Below are 17998 nucleotides of genomic sequence, written 5' to 3' on the forward strand. Positions count from 1 at the left end.
TGTTGACGGTTAGGCTGCATTTTGTTGAGTGGTAGATGAGCATAGATGTTGTTAATGGATAATAGAACTCAGTGGATCTCCGTGATTATGGCGGGCCTGATCCTGCTTACCTGCTTTCTTGGCTTCTATCAGTTGCAGAAGGATCAGTATGCCAGTCGCAAGGATCAGCTTGAGGAAAAGCTATATAGTAGTGAGCGGATTTTTTCTCACTGGTTTCAGCAGCAAAAGAACAGAGTTAATGCATGGTCCCGCCATCAGGTTGTTCTGGAGTCAGCCGACCTGTTGTCCGAGATTGGGACATCTCGGTCTGAGCTGCTGGCCGGCCCCGTGTCAGCGAAGTTGCGCCAGATTTTCTCACCTTTAATAACCTCATCCAAGATTGATAGTTATCTGTTAATCGACAGTCGTGGGTTAGTGCTGGCGGCTTCAGATGACCGTTTGACCGGATTACCCTCGCCTATTGGGGAGCATCTCTCTTTTCTTACTCCGCTATGGCAGGGAAATAATCAGTGGCTCCTTCCTTATGTGAATCCGTCAATGTCATTGGATCAATCCGGAGTTTTCAGGCAAGAACAACCTATGTTGCTGATTGCTGCCCCTGTTAAACATGAGCTAAAAGTCAAAATGGCCCTGATTTTTACGGTCAATATGCGCCGGGAGCTGCACCACTTAATGCAGGATACCTTGGTTACGCCGGACTTTTTTTTACAGGTGACAGCCCGTAACCGGTCTTTGGTCGATATTGGTCAGAAGCAGTTTGATGATAATGCATCTGAATCAGAACCACTTTTGGTGCGAAAAGATCATGACCTGCTTCCGGTCTCATTTACAGTGGGTAAGGTGTTTCCTGTTTATCCTGTGTTCAGTACCCAGCAGAACTTACTGTTGGGTATAGGCAGTCTTGCTTTATTGGTTGTTGTGTTTCTGCTTGTGAGGCTATTGAGGGAGGCTCCGGTTGCTGATAAACCGGACTCGCTTTCCCAGATATTTTATGAGCGGGGTCGGGAAGGATTACTCCAGCTTTCTGACACAGGTGTTGTAACCAGCTTTAACCGGCAATCCGCACTTCTTTTGGCAGGAGCACAGGAGGTCACGCCCGAGTCAATGTCCATTTTGTTGGCAGAGTGTGCATTGGGGCTTAATGATGAGTCAGGTCATCCGATGGGAGATCTGAAGATGCTTTTGACCAGAGAAGCGGGCGCCAGGTACTACACCTGGTGGTCAGCTAACGGTGCACGTCGCTTGCTGGAGGTATCCAGGGAGTGTTTGTCTTCAGGTGCAGAGCCTGTGATCAGTATCCGGGATGTAACTCAGTCGCGACAGGAATACCTGAGACTTAAGCGCCAGAGTGAAGCTCTGGATGATGCCGCAGAATTAGTGCTTTGGGTCGGCCGGGAAGGCGGAATTGTCAGTGCCAATCAAACCGCCGTGGCATTGCTGGGGTATTCACAGAAAGAGTTTCAGGGGCTTTCGGTTGGCGATATTGACTCAAGTCTTAATGAAGAAAGTTGGCGACTGATCTGGGCCCGCATCAGACGGGGGGAGTCTATTGAGCAGGAAAGCAATGTCCTTCGCCGGAACGGTATACCTTTCCCCGTAGAGCTGCTGGTGCGCTACTACTCTGATGGGTTTGAAGAATATGCGTGCCTTTCTTTCCGGGATATATCTAAACGCAAACGCCTTGAGGTTGACCTCTATCGTAAGCGGATGCGTTTAACAGAAAAACTTTCGGTGACTTCACAGGAACTGGAGGTCAGAGAAGCGGAGAATGAGGCTCTGATTGAAGCATTACCGGATCTGTTAGTCGTTTTTAACTCCCGTTTTGAAGTTTTAAGCTACCAGCAACCCCAAGGTGAGATACTGCCTCTGAAGCTGAACGCTGGTGTTTTGCTTTGTCAGCTGTTTCCTCCATTAGATGCAAAGGTTTTGCAGCACCATCTTACGGATCAGGCATACTCGGGTTTAGCCCGTTATTTTACAGAGATCACACTGGAAAATCAGTGGCAGGTGCAAACACTGGAGCTGCGCTTTGCCCGAACCGGCACCAATAAAATTCTCCTGCTGGTGCGAGATATTACGGAACGGAAGCGTGCAGAGTATTTTCGCCAGTTTAACAATCGTCTGCTTATGAGTATTTCTCAGATGCAGACACATTTCATCTGTAATAGTAATAAACTTCCCGATATTCCCGGGCAACTTTATTCCCTGGTTAACTTAGTGCAGTCGGAAGCTGGCTTTTACTGGCTGGCGGAATCGTTGCAGCAGAAGCTAGGCTGTCCTGCCTCAGGCCACCGCTTCAGACGGCCGGAGGCTTTTCTCAATCATGAAGATGATATTTCGTTAATTTATGAGCGTATTGCACAGGTTGTAGCCCATTGGCGGGCCTCGATTGAAACACCGGAGCCTGTACTGACGCCCTTGCAGGATATCTTTGCAAATTCAGCACGGGATATCCGCAACGAAGGATTGCTATTATTGCCGGTGTTATCTGGCGATTATCCGGTAATCTGCTTTAGTCTGGTGCTTGATGACTACCGTCACTGGATGTCAGAACTTCGCTTATTCGACCCCTGGCTCGCCACGGTAGCGGCGCTGCTATCTGCTTATGAATCTGAAACTGAGCGTCAATGGGCCGAGAGAAATGTCCAGCTTGAAAAAGAGCGGGCGGAACATGCCAGCCAGGCTAAAACCCAATTTCTCTCACGTATGAGCCATGAGTTCAGAACGCCGCTAAATGCTATTTTGGGTTTTGGGCACCTGCTTCAACTGGAAGAGGGATTGGATGATGAGCATCTTGAGCATCTTGCTCAGATTGTCAATTCCGGGCAAGCGATGCTTGACCTGGTTGATGATGTACTGGATCTGGCGCAACTGGAGCGCCAGGAGTTTTCGGTTGATATAACCCGGGTTTGTCTCAATCAGGTTGCGACGGATTGTGTGTCTGATGTGATTGATGAAATTGAGCGGGCGGACCTTAGGTTTGAAGCAGACCTGCCCGGGCAGGATTATTTTGTTCGGGCGGATGAGCGTCGGCTGCGCCAGGTGATTACTTCGCTCTTAAAAAATGCGATCTGTTATACGGACTCCGGCGGTCTTATCAGACTCAGCCATCAATGCTGTGGTCAGTATTGTGAACTCTCCATTCAGGATACCGGCAAAGGCATTTCTCAGGATTTTATTGATAAAATCTTTATGCCGTTTGAAGCTGCAGAGGGATACATTAATGCTCAGGGAATGGGGAACGGTTTAGCGCTGGCGCGATACGCCCTGGAGGCTATGGGGGGGACGATCCGTGTGGATTCTGAGGTTGGGGTTGGCAGTATCTTCACATTGAGAGTGCCCTGTGACGCCTCTGAAGATCATTGTGCTCAAGTGGATCAACAGGATAATCCTCCCAGGCTACTCACTGATGCCTCTGTAACTGGCCGTTTTTTACCAGCTTCTGAACCTGAAACTTGCACCCCGGGAAAAGCATTCAGAGTGCTCTATGTCGAAGATGATGAAGCGAATCGCAAGGTCCTTGAGCGCCTGATTCTGCATTTTGACCCGGATATTGAATTTGTCGGTCAGGAGACGGCAGAGGAAGGGGTCGCTGCATTTTTACAGGAACGTCCAGATCTGGTGTTTGTCGATATGAATCTTGGGCCGGTTTCTGGGGTGAAAGTACTGAATATGATCCGTAGCCACTCCGAAGGCTCAGAGCTACCGGTGATTGCGGTTAGTGGCGACGTCGCCTCTGAAACAATTGAGAACGCTTTGGATCAGGGCTTTGATGACTATCTTTGCAAACCTATCTCAATAGAAACATTGAGTTCTGTCATCATACGTTATCGGAGTGGCTGATAATCGCCTTTAAATGTTTCACCGTTGCTAGTGTTTATTCATATCGTCAAATTCAGCCAGAATACGTGTCTGGCGGTATGTTTGCATCTCTGACTCAAGCTTTCTGACCTTATCCTGTAATGCCAGAAAGCCGGCCTGAACCCGTGCAACATCTTCAAGCAGATAAGGCATCTGATCTGAAAGCCATTCCGCATCTTCGGGGTTTCGGTCTTGCTGCCAGCGCTCAAGGGTTGCTCTCAGCTCTGGCGATGTCTTCGATTGGTAGCGACTCATATGCGTCCTGATTCGGTTTTCGATGTAAAAGACAAGCATAACCTTTATTCAGGGGGCTCGCTAACGGGCTCTATACTTGCCTGCTTTGTGGAATTGACATTTATAGGCTGGCAGGTTTTTATTGACCAATGCAACAGGATGTTGCTTCTGACGGCCATTTTTGACCGGAGTCAGTGTTATGGGCTAGGTAGCGCGTAGAATACGCCGCCTCCACAAGTAGGTTAGATCCAGCCCTTAAAAACATAATAAAAACACATGGAGGTGATACTTGAAGCAGAATCTGCCGGTTACAGGACAGGAAACCAAGCTCGTCGATGGCGTGCCCTTGGTCTCAACGACAAATATTAAAGGTCAGATTACATATGTCAATGATGCATTTATTGAGGTATCCGGCTTCAGTGAGGATGAACTGTTAGGGCAGCCTCATAATATCGTTCGTCACCCGGATATGCCTCCTGCAGTTTTTGAGCAAATGTGGCAAACCATTCGCCAGGCAAAACCCTGGATGGGGGGTTGTAAAGAATCGCTGCAAGAATGGTGATCATTATTATGTCAATGCGTTTGTATCGGCTATTATCCGGGATGGAGATATTGTCGGTTTTCAGTCTGTCCGTCTTAAACCCAAACAAACTCAGATCGATAGAGCGGAGCGTATTTATACACGCCTCAATGCCGGTAAATCCCGAGTCAGATTTATTGATATTCCCCTACTGGCCTCATTGCCGGTACTCCTGGTTTTAACCTGTTTACTCCCTTTTATCCTACAGCTGACTTTTGACTTAACAGGCTTTTCTCTGATGGCATTCGCTACATTGGGCGGAAGTTGTCTTGCTTTTCTCAGTTGGAGGATTCTTGCACCACTCAGGTTCGCTCGTCAGCGCCTGGCTGGTAATGATTACAGCCCGCTTCTGGCACAGATGTATTCAGATAGTTCCTCTGAGGCTGGTTTTTTGCGTTTGATGGCTAAATTACGTATTGCCAATGAATCCGCCATTCGTACCAGGATTCTCTATTCGGCCGCAACATTGGATACACTGGGGCAAGGGACACAGGAGATTTCAGATATGGCGGCTTACGCTGTGCAGCAGCAAAACGATGAGGTACGTCATATTTCCAGCGTTGTTGCTGAGTTGTCTGAAGCTATTACAACGGTAGCGACCCGCTCTGCAGATACTTCTGATGCAACCGATCGTGCTCTGGGGCAGGCAGAAGAGGGGCAGGAAGTTGTTCAGAAAACCCTGACCTCTATTCACCGCTTGGCAGATCAGGTTCAGCTGGCGGCTTCCCAGGTTGGTCATCTTTACAGCGCCAGTGAAGAGATCTCCCGCGCTGTTTCTCTGATCAATGATATTGCAGCTCAGACAAGTCTTTTGGCTCTGAATGCTGCCATTGAAGCTGCCCGGGCGGATGAGTATGGTCGGGGTTTTGCCGTTGTTGCTGATGAGGTCCGCTCTTTGGCCTCCCGTACTCAGCATTCTACATCCGAAATACAGGGGATGCTGACCCGGCTGATGGATGACACTCGTCAGGTTCACCTGGTTATGCATGAAAGCTGCCAGCAGGCTCGTCAGAGTGTTGATCAGGCTGAAGCAGCCAGTGGCACTCTATTGAACATTACAGATACGATGCAGCGGATCAGTCAGAAGGGGCAGAGTATCGCCAGTGCCGCACGTCAGCAAAGTGTTGCTGCAGGAGAGATCAATAAGAGCCTGCAGGAAGTGGCAGCCAGTGCTGAAGAAACTCAGGTTGCCGCGGAGAAAACACGTGAAGCTTCAGGTAAGCTGAGTCAGCATGTTGCTACGATTATGGAAAGCATTGCGAGTGGATCATCCTGATTTTAGCTGCTGCTATTCCTTTGTTTGTTTGCGTTGTTACCCAATAGGATAGCGGTAACTCTTAGCGGGTCTGTTACTATTTTATTGCGTGCTACTTTATCTGCCCGTGTAGCTTTATATGCTGATACTGCCTGAGATGGCAGCGACAATAATAAAAACGTTTTAAGGAGCAGGAGATATGTGGATAGTGATTCTGGTCACTGTGCTGATCGGGGCATTGGGAGAGGCTTGTTTAGGCCGGTCTTCAAGACAGCATTGGAAAGAGCACCTGAGGGATCAGAGTAAAGTTTTTCTGAAGGCTTCAACCTGGCTTACCATGGTTAGCATTATCGGGTTAATTGTTGTGCAGTTTTATTATCAGGGAATTCTGCTGGGTTTGAGTAGCTTTCTTCAGCTGGTTGCCGGGGCTTTTTTGATGCAGAAGGCACTGGCAAGGACCGCAATAAGTGTTGGCTTACGGTTGAACCTTGCTCTGATTGCAGGCCCTGTATGTCTGACGTTACTGATGCTGGTGATCGACGTGTATCAGTAACGCTGGCGCAGATAGGATCGTTTAGTTGAGGCTGCCCTGACGCAGCCTCTCCCTGCCAGACTACAACGCTTGATTCTCTTGTGGGAGCATGGAGTTAATGCGGGAGCAAAGAGTTAGTAAGAAGCTTTGGGGCTTCTGCTTTTAACTCAGGCAGCACTTCTTATATTTTTTACCGCTGCCGCATGGGCACGGATCGTTACGGCCGGTATTTTTTTCTGTCACGGGTGTAAAGTCTTTACCATGGACAAAAACCATTGTCCCTCTTCACGAATAAACTTCGAGTCTTCGGAGTGGTTGATAATACCCTCTTTTTCACGGTACCGGGCAGTGAAGCGTACCCTGCCTTCATCTCCTGATGTTTCCGTCCCATGAACCTTCAGGCCCAGCCATTCTGAGTTCTCTGCCCAGGCCTTCAGGCCTTCAAAATCATACTGAGGGCGAATATCTTTCTGGGTTGTCTGCTTAATGTAAGCTAGGTCAGCCTGTACATAAGCAGAATAACGAGAGCGCATTAACTGCTCAGGTGTATCCGGCAGTTCCTTTCCGGTGATAAACTTTTCGCAACAGTTTCCAAAATCCTGCCCGGACTGGCAATAGCAAGGCTGATCGGATGTGGTACCGTTTTTCGTCATGTTCATAGCATTTGCCTTATTGGGGATTATATTAATCAATACGTTATAGATTTCTGCCCTATAATACCGGAGTCGATTTTATGTTGAGTAGTGAAAAATACCAGATTCGTTTGAATAGTCTTAAAGAGCAGTTGATTGATGCCTCGCAAGCCATACCCGGCCGGGATGGTTACCCTTTTGACATTGATCTGCCCCATGAGGTACTGGCTGGCTCCCTGGCTGAACTTGAGCACTATCCCCATAAGATTACCCTCGGTTTGGGTTGTTTTTGGGGCGCTGAACGGCTTTTTTGGCAGCAGCCGGGGGTACTGCTGACGGCAGCAGGTTATGCTGGTGGCTATACCCCTTTTCCACGTTATGAAGAGGTATGCAGTGGTTTGACCGGCCACTCAGAAGTTGTTGCTATTGCGTACGATCCTGAGCAACTGAGTCTTGAGCAACTGTTGCAACTCTTTTGGGAAAATCATGACCCGACCCAAGGGATGCGTCAGGGAAATGATCAGGGGACTCAATACAGGTCTGCTATCTACTGTCAGAATGAACAGGATTACCATCAGGCTTTTCAGAGTATGCAGCAATTTCAGAGTCAGCTGACTCAGGCAGGCCATGGTGATATTACGACAGATCTGCGCCTGGAAACCGTGTTCTATTTTGCAGAGCCCTATCACCAGCAGTATCTGGATAAGAACCCTGGCGGCTATTGCGGATTGAAAGGTACAGGGGTTACCTGTATCTGAAATTAAGTAAAATACTGATTCAGCGTGTTTTCCGGCGTGAGACTGTATAGAATGATTTACACAATTGTTGCCAGTATAAGGGTATGAAGTATGCGCTTAGAGATCGTCTGTCAGAACCGTGTTGGCATTATGCGGGATATCCTCGAGGTGTTTGTCGAATTTCGCATCAACGTTGTTCGTGCAGAGGCTGGGGATGATAAAGGCAGTGCGATCTATCTTTATATGCCCAGCATGCTCAATATGCAGCTGCAAAGTGTTCGGACACGTCTGGAAAAAATCGCTGGAGTGCAGAAAATTCGTCGCATCAGTCTGATACCGAGTGAGCGACGACATTACGAACTGGATATATTACTGCAGTCTCTGGATTTACCGGTTTTGTCTGTTGATATCGATGGCCGTGTTGTGGCTGCAAATGCTGCCTCGGGGCGTATTCTGAGCCTGAGAGTGGATGAGGTTTCCGGTATTTCACTGAGTAAGCGTGTCAAGAATCTGGATCTTGATACCTTATTACCGAAGCTGGAGTCGCGCCTTAACGGTGTCCGGGTTGAGATAAAAGGGCATGCTTATCTGGCGGATATCAACCCTATTTATATGGAAGAGCAGCTATCTGGTCGGGAGCCTGCAGGTGCCGTTATAACCCTTCATCCAGTTGAGTCTTTAGGGGCTCAGATTTACTCGTTGCAGAAGCATGAAGAGTTCGGTTTTGAGGCATTGCAAATTGAAGCCCCTAAGATGCAGGCGATGATTCGTGAAGCTAAGCGTATGGCACCCTTGGACGCACCTTTATTGATTCAGGGTGAAACGGGTACCGGAAAGGAGATGTTGGCCCGAGCGTGTCATATGAGCAGCCCCCGTGGTCGCTCGCCTTTTATGGTGCTGAACTGTGCAAGTTTGCCGGATAACCTGGCAGAAACAGAGCTGTTTGGCTACGGCCCTAATGCTTTTGAGGGTGCCCGTAAAGAGGGGAAGCTTGGTTTGTTGGACTTGGCTTCCGGTGGCAGTATTTTTCTTGATGAAGTCGGTGAAATGAGCCCGCATCTTCAGGTTAAACTGCTGCGCTTCCTTCAGGATGGCAGTTTCAGACGCATCGGTAGTGAGGATGAGATTCAGGTTGATGTACGCGTGATCTGTTCTTCCCAGAAAGATCTGGCTGAGCTTTGTGATCAGAACCTGTTCCGGGAAGATCTGTTTCATCGACTGAATGTCCTGACACTGCTTATTCCACCGTTACGAAGCTGTAAAGAAGGAATTGTTACATTGGCCAGGCACTTTATTGACCGTGCCTGTACTCAGATTGGTACCGCTTTACGTGAGCTTAGTCCTGATGCGGAAACTGTACTCAGCCAGTATCATTGGCCGGGTAATGTGCGTCAGTTGGAGAATGTTCTTTATCAGGCTGTTTCAATCTGTGAAGACACGATTATTCAGATTGACCATATCAAACTTCCAAGCCTGCATAGCTCTGATGCCCAGCCTTTGGACCTTAGTGGCCACTGGGGCGATATAACAGCCCGTGTCGAGCAGCAAATTTTGGCCAGCCTTTATCCTGACTACCCCAGTAGTCGTTTGTTAGCAAAACGACTGGGTGTTTCGCATACCACAATAGCCAATAAACTGAGGCACTACAGAATTGGTCTGTCATGATGGTCTTTATGCTGAATGCTCTAAAACTCCAGGGATCTTCTGAAATTTAATTAATTATTTTCAACGTATACCCGATGAAAATATTGTTCGGCCAATGTTTGCCGTTATTATGTTAATTATCTTAACGTACTGATTTTTTTATTGTTGTTGCTGAGGTGGGCATGGTTAAACTGCTGATTGTTGATGATCACCATCTTGTTCGTGCGGCGGTTTCCAAAATGCTGGCTGATGAAGAGTGGATTGAAATAGCCGGAGAGGCGGGTAGCGGCGAAGATGCCGTGACAATGGCCCGGGACTTACTGCCGGATGTGGTTCTTATGGACATTAAAATGCAGGGTATCGGAGGGCTGGAAGCCACCCGAAAGATTGTACGAATGCTCCCGGACTGCAAAGTTATTGCTCTGTCAGCCCTGGTTGAAGAAACATTTGCAACCCGTGCACTGGAGGTTGGTGCTTCCGGGTATCTTTCAAAGGGAGCTGATCCCGTTGAAATGGTCAATGCGATACGCCAGGTGCACCATGGTCAGCGATACCTTAGTTCTGAGATTGCTCAGAAGGTTGCTTTGGGGAGAATGACGCCAGGCAATGAGAATCCATTCGATAATTTGTCTGACCGTGAGTTACAGATCGCCTTAATGGTGGTTAACTGTCAGAAAGTTTGTGACATTTCAGATAAACTTTTTTTGAGTCCTAAAACAGTTAACACATACCGTTATCGTATTTTTGACAAATTACAGGTCTCCAGTGATGTAGAGCTGACGCATCTTGCTATCCGCCATAAGATGATTGATACGGAATCTCTTTGATAAAATGCCTGAGTTTGATGCGAAAGCGTTTCTTAAAACTTTGTCCAGCCATCCCGGCGTTTATCGCATGTATGACAGTGCCGACGCACTGCTATATGTTGGTAAAGCTAAAAACCTGAAGAACAGAGTCAGCAGCTATTTCCGCTCAACAGGTTTGAGCTTAAAAACTAAAGCCTTGGTTGAACAGATTGCCCGGATCGAGTTCACCATCACCAGTAGCGAGATTGAAGCCCTGCTACTGGAGCAAACCCAGATTAAGCGTCACCGGCCGCCATTTAATATCCTTATGCGGGACGATAAGTCCTATCCCTATATCTTCCTGAGTGCCGGTGATTATCCTCAAATAGAGTACAGCCGTGGCAAAAAACGTAAGTCTGGCCAGTACTTCGGACCCTATCCAAATGCGAATGCCGTTAAAGAAACCCTGAATCTTCTTCAGAAAGTTTTTCGGTTGCGCCAGTGCGATGACAATTTTTTTAGTCACCGGAGCCGGCCATGCCTTCAGCATCAGATTGAACGTTGTAGTGCGCCCTGCGTGGATCTGGTTAGCAAGCAGGTTTACCAGGATGATGTTGAGCGGGCGGTGTTATTTCTGAAAGGGCGCAGCGTAGAGCTTTTGGCTGAGCTTCAGGAAAAAATGGATCAGGCGGCGGAGAAACTTGATTTTGAGTTGGCGGCTCGCTTTCGGGATCAGCTTATCCAGCTCAGAAAGGTTCAGGAACAGCAGTATGTTTATGGTGAACAGGGCGATGCTGATCTTTTTGCTCTGGTTTCCCGCCCCGGGGGCTTTGCCATTTCAGTACTGTTTGTTCGTGCCGGGCGTGTACTGGGCTCCCGGCATTATTTCCCATCCGATCTTTTATCCGACAATGAGGCCGATACACTTCAGAATTTTATTAATCAATTTTATCTGGGAAGTGGCACCCGTGAGGTTCCTGCCGAAGTTATTACCAATTTGACACTAGTAGAGCCTGATACCCTTGCGGAAGCTCTGAAAGAGCTTTATGGCAAGAAAGTAGCGTTGAATTCACAGGTTCGGTCACATCGCTCACGCTGGTTGCAGATGGCGGTTACTAATGCTGAGCAGTCCCTGATCAGCCACCTGGCCCGTAAGGGGACAATGGACAGCCGGTTTAAGGCGCTTCGGGAAGCCCTGGGACTGGAAGAGCGTCCTGAACGATTGGAGTGTTTTGATATTAGCCATAGCTCAGGAGAGGCAACGGTTGCCTCCTGTGTTGTATTAGGCCCGGATGGCCCCATAAAAAGCGAATATCGAAAATTCAACATAGAAGGGATTACAGCAGGTGACGATTATGCTGCCATGAGGCAGGCGCTTATTCGACGTTATAAGCGTCTGGCATCAGGAGAGGGAAAAAAGCCTGATATTTTGGTGCTTGATGGTGGTAAAGGCCAGTTAAAACAGGCACGGGCGGTATTTAACGAACTCGCCATAACGGATGTTATTTTGTTGGCGGTCTCAAAGGGTACGACTCGTAAGCAGGGGTTTGAGACACTTTACCTTGAAACCAATGATCAGATTATCGATCTGGACTCAGACTCCAAAGCACTGCATGTGATTGAACAGGTAAGGGATGAGGCGCACCGGTTCGCCATTGTGAGTCATCGACAAAGACGCGATAATACCCGGCGAACGTCTCGATTTGAGTCGATTCCAGGGATTGGACCGAAAAGGCGACAAGCAATTTTACGACATTTTGGCGGTCAGAAAGAAGCGCTGGATGCGAGTATTCAGGAGCTTGCTAAGGTTCCTGGCATTAGCGCAGCGTTGGCCGAGCAGATCTATTTTCACTTACACCCCGAACAGTAGTAGGCCCGATGAAGTTACCCAATATTTTAACTGCATTACGCATCGCTTTTATCCCTTTAATTGTTGCGGTGTTCTATCTGCCTCTGGAGAATAATCTCTATATGGCTGCCGGTATTTTTGCATTGGCGGCCTGGACTGACTGGCTGGATGGTTTTTTGGCAAGGCGTCTCAATCAATCTACACCATTCGGGGCCTTTCTTGATCCTGTCGCCGATAAGCTTATGGTTTCAGTCTCTTTAGGACTTTTGATCGATGCGCACACCAGTATCTGGATGACAATACCAGCGCTAATTATCATCGGTCGCGAAATTGTGATCTCGGCACTGAGAGAGTGGATGGCAGAGCTGGGGAAGCGTGCCAGCATTGCTGTTTCCATGATAGGGAAAGCCAAGACGTCTCTTCAGATGCTGTCGATTTTTGTTTTGTTAAGCCAGCCTCCAGGTAGCGATATTGCGATGGTTGGCATGATTTTATTGTACGGTGCTGTTGTGCTCACCATTTGGTCGATGATGCAGTACCTTAAAGCTGCATGGCCTGATTTGAAATCCGGGATGTAATGGTTTGCTGTTCTGTATCGACTTATATTTCGGATAATTGTAATAAAAACAAAAAGTTGTGAAAAAAATGGTTGACGCTTGGAAAAGACAGTATATAATACGTCCCAAGTTCAGCGGGAATAGCTCAGTTGGTAGAGCACAACCTTGCCAAGGTTGGGGTCGCGAGTTCGAATCTCGTTTCCCGCTCCACTTTTTTTGAGATGGCCGAGTGGCAGAGTGGTCATGCAGCGGACTGCAACTCCGTGTACGCCGGTTCGATTCCGACCTCGGCCTCCATCTCAAGCTGTTGAATTTTACAGCGCCAGTTAGCCCGGATGGCGAAATTGGTAGACGCAAGGGACTTAAAATCCCTCGGTGGTAACACCGTGCCGGTTCGATTCCGGCTCCGGGCACCATCAGACTGTATCAGGCCATCCATAACAGTCTCATTTCAAAGAAAACACCTTAAAATACCTCATAAAATCAGCGCATTAGCGCTTTTTTTGTCTCTTTACGTCCCATCCTATCTCTCTCTCTATTTCAAACGTTTAGACATACGTATTAGCTTTTAAACATATATATTAACTGAGCCGATTCAGGTAACAGGCTTATAGCGTTGCTATAGAGTCATATTTCTGCTGTGACCCCGTTTGGTGTAGGTATGATATGGGCAGAAGTCATGATGCAGCAGCCAGTAGAGCGAATATCAGAGGCGACAGTGTATTTTTAATGCCGCGCCTCCAATAAATTCGACAGGATTGAGGGAAAAGAGACCAGAGTCTCTTTTGTAGCTGAGCTCTGAATATTATCAGATTTTCTCAATGACCAAGCTGCCAATAGAGTAGCCGGCACCAAAGGAGCAGATCACGCCCTTATCGCCTTTTACCAGGTCTTTATGGCTTTTGTTAAATGCGATCAGCGAGCCTGCTGATGCTGTGTTGGCGTATTCATCAAGCACAATAGGGGCTTCATCTGCGGATGGTTCCCTGCCTAATAATTTTTTACCAATTAGGGTGTTCATATTAATATTGGCCTGATGTAGCCACCAGCGACGAATATCATTGTTAGTGTTGCCTGTTGCCGTCACGTGGTCGGTGATATGTTGAGCTGCCATTGGGCAAACTTCTTTAAAAACTTTTCGACCGTTCTGGTGGAATAACTTATCAGCAGAGTAAGGGTCTGTATCAGTAACCCTTGATAGATAACCGAAATTCGAGCGGATATTGTTGGAGTAGCTGGTTTGTGCTTTAACGCCTAATATGCGGTAAGCGTGCTCGGAGTTGCAGCTGCTTTCCTGTTCCAGGATGGTAGCGGTTGCCACATCTCCAAAGATAAAGTGGCTGTCACGATCCATGTAATTAACCTGGGGAGATGTGAGTTCCGGGTTAATCACCAAAACAGCTCTGGCAGTTCCGGCGGCAACCATCTCATAGGCCCGGTGTAAGGCAAAGGTGGCGGCGGAACAGGCGACCAGCATATCAAAGCCAAACCCTTCAATACCCAGAGCATGCTGAACCTCGATCGCAATAGCGGGATAAGAGCGCTGAGTGTAGGCGCAGGATACGATAACGGCATCGATCTGATCCGGCGTTTTATTCGCTTCTTGCAGTGCTATTTTTGCGGCGTTAATGGCCATTTCGGCCTGATGAGAAAGCGTATCATCTTCCCGTTCTTCCAATACCGGGCGCATTCGCTCAGGATCAAGAATACCTTCTTTGACAAAAGCATAACGGGATTTTATACCTGATGCCTTTTCAATAAACTCAGCACTGGAAAAAGGTTTTGCCACCCGTTCACCGGCGTTGATTTCGGTAGCATATCGTTCGTTATGCAGTGCAGCGTATGCGTTGTAGCTTGCCACCAGTTCTTCGTTGCTGATACTGTTTTCAGGGTTCCAAAGACCCGCACCGCTGATCACAACGTTATTTTGCATGTTGGTTCTCACCTTAATCTGCCAGCTCAGCAGCTTATATTGACTATTAAGTATGGCTGCTGTTATTTGATGGGAGTTGCCCGATTCTGAATGGCAAGTGCTAGTATTCTGCCGTCATTGATCCGGTGCAAGATATCTTGTTTCAAACGTATGTATTAATTTATTTTGCCTTAAACGGACGGATAGGTCTATGTTTGCGTTTGAAACAGGTAAAAAAATAGCCCCGCAATATTTCTTGCGGAGCTATCCGTTGCACAGAGTTCAGGTTTTAAACTGCTTAGGGCAGCTTGCCATCCTTGACGCTATGATGGTCACTCGGCGGTGCCTGCCGGCTGGCAGGGTCAACCAGCTCTTGTCCTTTAGTCCGTTTCCAGGGTGTCAGGTCGTGGTGCATAGCCGTTTTAGCGATCATGTTAGCCGAAACCGGTGCTGTGATGAGTAGAAATAGTGTAATCAGCCACTCATGGACAGAGATGGAGCCTTGAGTGATGCTGGATACAACGGATGATGCCAGCAGAAGGCCTGCCATTCCGAGAGTTGTTGCCTTTGTCGGCCCATGCAGTCGTGTGTACAGATCGGGAAGCCGCACCAGTCCTATGGAGCCGATCAGTAGAAAAACTCCACCAATTATCAGGACCAGAGCGATCAGCCCTTCAAGCCAGGTTGCCATATTTTCACCTATTGTGCCGTTTCAGGGCGCACTAAAGAGCGCCCGTTGTTGCTTGTAATATTGTGTGATGTTTATTCAATCAGGTCACCGCGGAGCAGGTACTTACACAGTGCAGAGGTACTGACAAAGCCCAGCATGGCGATCAGAAGTGCAGCCTCAAAGTAGAGCCCCGTTCCCATATGAATGCCATACAGAATGATCAGCGCGATGCTGTTGATATACATGGTATCCAGAGCCAGTATTCGGTCCTGCAGGCTCGGGCCCTGAACCAGTCGCCACAGATTAAGGAACAGGGCGATACAGATCAGGATAGCGACGATAATAACGGCCCACGTTAGCATCCCAAAATCTCCTTCAGTGGTATCTCGTAACGTTGTTTTACCTGTGCAATCAGTTCATCGGCATTATCCAGATGCAGGGCGTGCACGTAGAGCCATTTTCGGTCTTCAGATATTTCAGCACTTACGGTGCCGGGGGTCAGGGAGATCGTGCTGGCAAGCAACGTAACGCCAAGATCTGAGGTGATATCCAAAGGTATAGCGGCGAAGCCCGGTTGCAGTTTCTTTAAAGGACCAAGAACCATGAGCGCAACTTCAATATTGGCAGTAATAATATCTTTCATCACCATAAAGAAGTAACGGACGGTTAGCCAGGGCCGCTTTATCGTCGGGTGCCCGTGTTTCAGGATAGAAACCAGTTTGGGGATTGACCAACCAAAAAAAAGTGCCAGCAGGATATGGCCAAAAGCCATTGTATTGTTCAGTAGTAGCCAGACTACGAATAAAAGCAGGCTATGAAAAGGCATGGGCAGAAAGCGGGACTCTTTGACCGTAAACATCAGTGGTTGCCTCCTGAAAGAGCTGTACTATTTGGTAATAAAGCATTGACTGATTGTGTCAGGTCGTGCAGTTGATGGGCTGCATCGGCAGTGAATTCGGTCACCGGACCACCAAAGATGACCAATAGAGGCGATGCGGCCAAAAGTAGGGTGATACCAGCAATTTCAAGCGGGTGAACTTGTTCCTCGCTGGAGGACGTCGATGTCACGCGCCAGAATAAGGTCGTTCCGGCGCGGGAGATTGCAACCAGAACCATAAGGCTGCTGATCAGAATCAGTGGCCAGATCCAAATGATTTCTGCCGTAGATTCAGCGGCGCGCATAATCAGAACCTTTCCAACAAAGCCTGAAAGTGGGGGCAAGCCGATAATCGCCAGTGCCGCGATAACAAAGGCAAAGCCGAGTAGCCTTGGTTGTGCCATAGCCCGTGACTTTACAAAGCGATCCTCAGCCTTACCACGCTGGCGTGAAATAAGGTCGGCAATCAGAAAAAGGGCACCGGTGACCAGTGTGCTGTGCACCAGGTAATAGAGGGCTGCAGACGTTGCATGTTCCGTTTGCAGTGCTGCGGCAATCAGCAGGGTTCCCGCCGAAATAATCACAAGATTTGCCGTCATCACCCGCAGGGTTGGGCTGGCAAAAACGCCCAGTGTGCCGATCGCAAGGGTGCCCATTGCCATTGGCCACAGCCAGGGTAGGGCAATATTAGCCAGCAAATTTGCCTCTTCACCAAACACGACGGTATGGACGCGGAATATGCTATAGATTCCAACCTTGGTCATAATGGCAAAAAGAGTTGCAACAGGCGCAGATGCCGATGCATAGGTGCGTGGAAGCCAGAAATGCAGTGGCAGCAAGGCAGCTTTCAGACCAAAGACCAGAAGTAACAGCAAGCCCCCTGCTTTGGCTAAAATTGCTTCGGATTCATCCAGCATCCGTACCTGAATCGCCATGTCGGCTATATTCAAAGTACCTAACGTGCCGTATAGAATGCCCAGGCCAAAAAGGAACAGGCTGGAGCCTATCAGGTTGAGGATCACATAATGAACCGCCGCCTGAGTTTTCTGTTTACCACCACCGTGAACCAGTAGGGCATATGAGGCAATCAGTAATACTTCAAAGAAGACAAACAGATTAAAAATATCACCTGTCAGAAAGGCGCCATTGATTCCCATTACCTGAAACATAAACAGTGAGTGGAAATACTGACCACTCTTGTCATGTCCTGCACATGAATAGAGCAGGGCTCCGGCACAGAGTAATGTTGTTAATAGTACCAGCATACTGGATAGGCGGTCGGCCACCAGAACAATACCAAAAGGCGGTTGCCAGTCACCCAGTACGTACATTTGAGTGCCTTCGCTGGCGGCCGTTACTAGCAGCATGGCTGCAAAGATAACCTGGAGCGCTACGGAGACTAAGGCAAGACTTCGCTGACGGTTCAGGATATCCCTAAACGGCGGCAGCAGTAACATGGCACCGGTAAAAAGTGGGATCAGGATCGGTAAAATAGCCAGATGCTGCATCATTGACCCCCTGAACGGCGGGCAAGACGTGGCTTCGGTGCCTCGGGCAGGCGACCATCAACATGGTCATTACCAAGGTCAGCCCGTGCCCGCATGGCAAGAATCACAACAAAAGCGGTCATAGCAAAGCCAATAACAATAGCGGTCAGAACCAGTGCCTGGGGTAGCGGATCACTATGTTGCGCTGATTGCCCAAGGACGGCTGCTGAGTTTAATTTCAGGCGTCCGCTGGCAAACAGAAACAGATTGACGCCATAGGAAAGTAATGTCAGACCCACAACCACCGGGAATGTGCGCCCTCGTAGAGCTAAGAAAATACCGCAGGCTGTCAGCAGGCCTACGCAGAAAGCATATAGTCCTTCCAT

Annotated in this window: 18 protein-coding genes and 3 tRNA genes; 12 read left to right on the plus strand and 9 right to left on the minus strand. The window is 48.4% G+C overall.

What is annotated here, in order from left to right; all coding sequences use genetic code 11:
• The first annotated feature begins 54 nt into the window (after positions 1–54).
• Positions 55–3843 carry a PAS domain-containing hybrid sensor histidine kinase/response regulator gene (locus tag BTA35_RS10785; protein WP_160055174.1) on the plus strand — a complete coding sequence of 1263 codons (3789 nt, stop codon included), beginning with the start codon at positions 55–57 and terminating at the stop codon, positions 3841–3843.
• Between the two features lie 27 nt (positions 3844–3870).
• On the opposite strand, the gene BTA35_RS10790 is transcribed toward BTA35_RS10785, so the two are convergent.
• Positions 3871–4116, minus strand: coding sequence for a hypothetical protein (locus BTA35_RS10790; RefSeq protein WP_078319835.1), 246 nt, complete (start codon positions 4114–4116; stop codon positions 3871–3873).
• 268 nt (positions 4117–4384) lie between these two features.
• Here BTA35_RS10790 and BTA35_RS10795 point away from each other — a divergent pair, with 268 nt between their 5' ends.
• The 3 genes from BTA35_RS10795 to BTA35_RS10805 all read left to right on the plus strand — a co-directional run bounded on the left by BTA35_RS10795 (position 4385) and on the right by BTA35_RS10805 (position 6483).
• Entirely contained in the window at positions 4385–4657 is a 273-nt protein-coding gene (locus BTA35_RS10795) for a PAS domain-containing protein (RefSeq protein ID WP_078319836.1), read from the plus strand.
• Between the two features lie 256 nt (positions 4658–4913).
• A complete protein-coding gene (locus tag BTA35_RS10800) occupies positions 4914–5951 on the plus strand; it encodes a methyl-accepting chemotaxis protein (protein ID WP_139363651.1) in 1038 nt (345 codons plus the stop codon).
• A gap of 178 nt (positions 5952–6129) precedes the next feature.
• Entirely contained in the window at positions 6130–6483 is a 354-nt protein-coding gene (locus BTA35_RS10805; protein WP_078319838.1) for a hypothetical protein, read from the plus strand.
• Between the two features lie 141 nt (positions 6484–6624).
• On the opposite strand, the gene BTA35_RS18845 is transcribed toward BTA35_RS10805, so the two are convergent.
• Both BTA35_RS18845 and BTA35_RS10810 read right to left on the minus strand, forming a co-directional pair.
• Positions 6625–6738, minus strand: a complete 114-nt coding sequence (locus tag BTA35_RS18845; protein WP_202931241.1) for an SEC-C metal-binding domain-containing protein — start codon at positions 6736–6738, stop codon at positions 6625–6627.
• Positions 6702–7121: a YchJ family protein gene (locus BTA35_RS10810; RefSeq protein WP_202931242.1), complete on the minus strand. Its 420-nt coding sequence runs from the start codon at positions 7119–7121 to the stop codon at positions 6702–6704. Before BTA35_RS10810 ends, BTA35_RS18845 begins: the two co-directional genes overlap by 37 nt.
• Positions 7122–7195: 74 nt before the next feature.
• Between BTA35_RS10810 and msrA the strand changes: the two genes are divergently transcribed.
• The 8 genes from msrA (at position 7196) to BTA35_RS10850 (ending at position 13082) form a co-directional block, all read left to right on the plus strand.
• Positions 7196–7852 (plus strand): peptide-methionine (S)-S-oxide reductase MsrA, encoded by a 657-nt coding sequence (gene msrA, locus BTA35_RS10815; RefSeq protein ID WP_078319839.1) that lies wholly within the window; start codon positions 7196–7198, stop codon positions 7850–7852.
• Positions 7853–7942: 90 nt separating this feature from the next.
• Positions 7943–9496 (plus strand): sigma-54-dependent transcriptional regulator, encoded by a 1554-nt coding sequence (locus tag BTA35_RS10820; RefSeq protein ID WP_078319840.1) that lies wholly within the window; start codon positions 7943–7945, stop codon positions 9494–9496.
• Positions 9497–9657: 161 nt separating this feature from the next.
• The gene (gene uvrY / locus BTA35_RS10825) at positions 9658–10302 is read left to right on the plus strand and encodes a UvrY/SirA/GacA family response regulator transcription factor (RefSeq protein WP_078319841.1); all 645 of its coding nucleotides are present in this window, start codon (positions 9658–9660) and stop codon (positions 10300–10302) included.
• Between the two features lie 4 nt (positions 10303–10306).
• The gene (gene uvrC, locus BTA35_RS10830; RefSeq protein WP_078319842.1) at positions 10307–12130 is read left to right on the plus strand and encodes an excinuclease ABC subunit UvrC; all 1824 of its coding nucleotides are present in this window, start codon (positions 10307–10309) and stop codon (positions 12128–12130) included.
• An 8-nt stretch (positions 12131–12138) separates the two neighbouring features.
• Complete coding sequence (pgsA, locus tag BTA35_RS10835; RefSeq protein ID WP_078319843.1) at positions 12139–12687, plus strand: CDP-diacylglycerol--glycerol-3-phosphate 3-phosphatidyltransferase; 549 nt, start codon at positions 12139–12141, stop codon at positions 12685–12687.
• Between the two features lie 113 nt (positions 12688–12800).
• Positions 12801–12876 (plus strand) — tRNA-Gly (locus BTA35_RS10840).
• A gap of 13 nt (positions 12877–12889) precedes the next feature.
• Positions 12890–12963: transfer RNA gene (locus tag BTA35_RS10845), tRNA-Cys, on the plus strand.
• Between the two features lie 32 nt (positions 12964–12995).
• Positions 12996–13082: transfer RNA gene (locus BTA35_RS10850), tRNA-Leu, on the plus strand.
• 392 nt (positions 13083–13474) lie between these two features.
• Here the strand turns inward: BTA35_RS10850 and BTA35_RS10855 are convergent.
• The 6 genes from BTA35_RS10855 to BTA35_RS10880 all read right to left on the minus strand — a co-directional run bounded on the left by BTA35_RS10855 (position 13475) and on the right by BTA35_RS10880 (position 17998).
• Entirely contained in the window at positions 13475–14599 is a 1125-nt protein-coding gene (locus tag BTA35_RS10855) for a beta-ketoacyl-ACP synthase III (RefSeq protein WP_078319844.1), read from the minus strand.
• Positions 14600–14876: 277 nt separating this feature from the next.
• Entirely contained in the window at positions 14877–15269 is a 393-nt protein-coding gene (locus BTA35_RS10860) for a Na+/H+ antiporter subunit G (RefSeq protein ID WP_078319845.1), read from the minus strand.
• Between the two features lie 71 nt (positions 15270–15340).
• Positions 15341–15610: a K+/H+ antiporter subunit F gene (locus BTA35_RS10865; protein WP_078319846.1), complete on the minus strand. Its 270-nt coding sequence runs from the start codon at positions 15608–15610 to the stop codon at positions 15341–15343.
• Positions 15604–16107, minus strand: a complete 504-nt coding sequence (locus tag BTA35_RS10870; protein WP_078319847.1) for a Na+/H+ antiporter subunit E — start codon at positions 16105–16107, stop codon at positions 15604–15606. Before BTA35_RS10870 ends, BTA35_RS10865 begins: the two co-directional genes overlap by 7 nt.
• A complete protein-coding gene (locus BTA35_RS10875; RefSeq protein ID WP_078319848.1) occupies positions 16107–17633 on the minus strand; it encodes a monovalent cation/H+ antiporter subunit D in 1527 nt (508 codons plus the stop codon). The genes BTA35_RS10870 and BTA35_RS10875 overlap by 1 nt, the downstream gene beginning before the upstream one ends.
• Positions 17633–17998, minus strand: a complete 366-nt coding sequence (locus tag BTA35_RS10880; protein WP_078319849.1) for a Na+/H+ antiporter subunit C — start codon at positions 17996–17998, stop codon at positions 17633–17635. Before BTA35_RS10880 ends, BTA35_RS10875 begins: the two co-directional genes overlap by 1 nt.

The sequence above is a fragment of the Oceanospirillum linum genome, from assembly GCF_001995095.2.
Lineage (GTDB): Bacteria > Pseudomonadota > Gammaproteobacteria > Pseudomonadales > Halomonadaceae > Oceanospirillum > Oceanospirillum linum.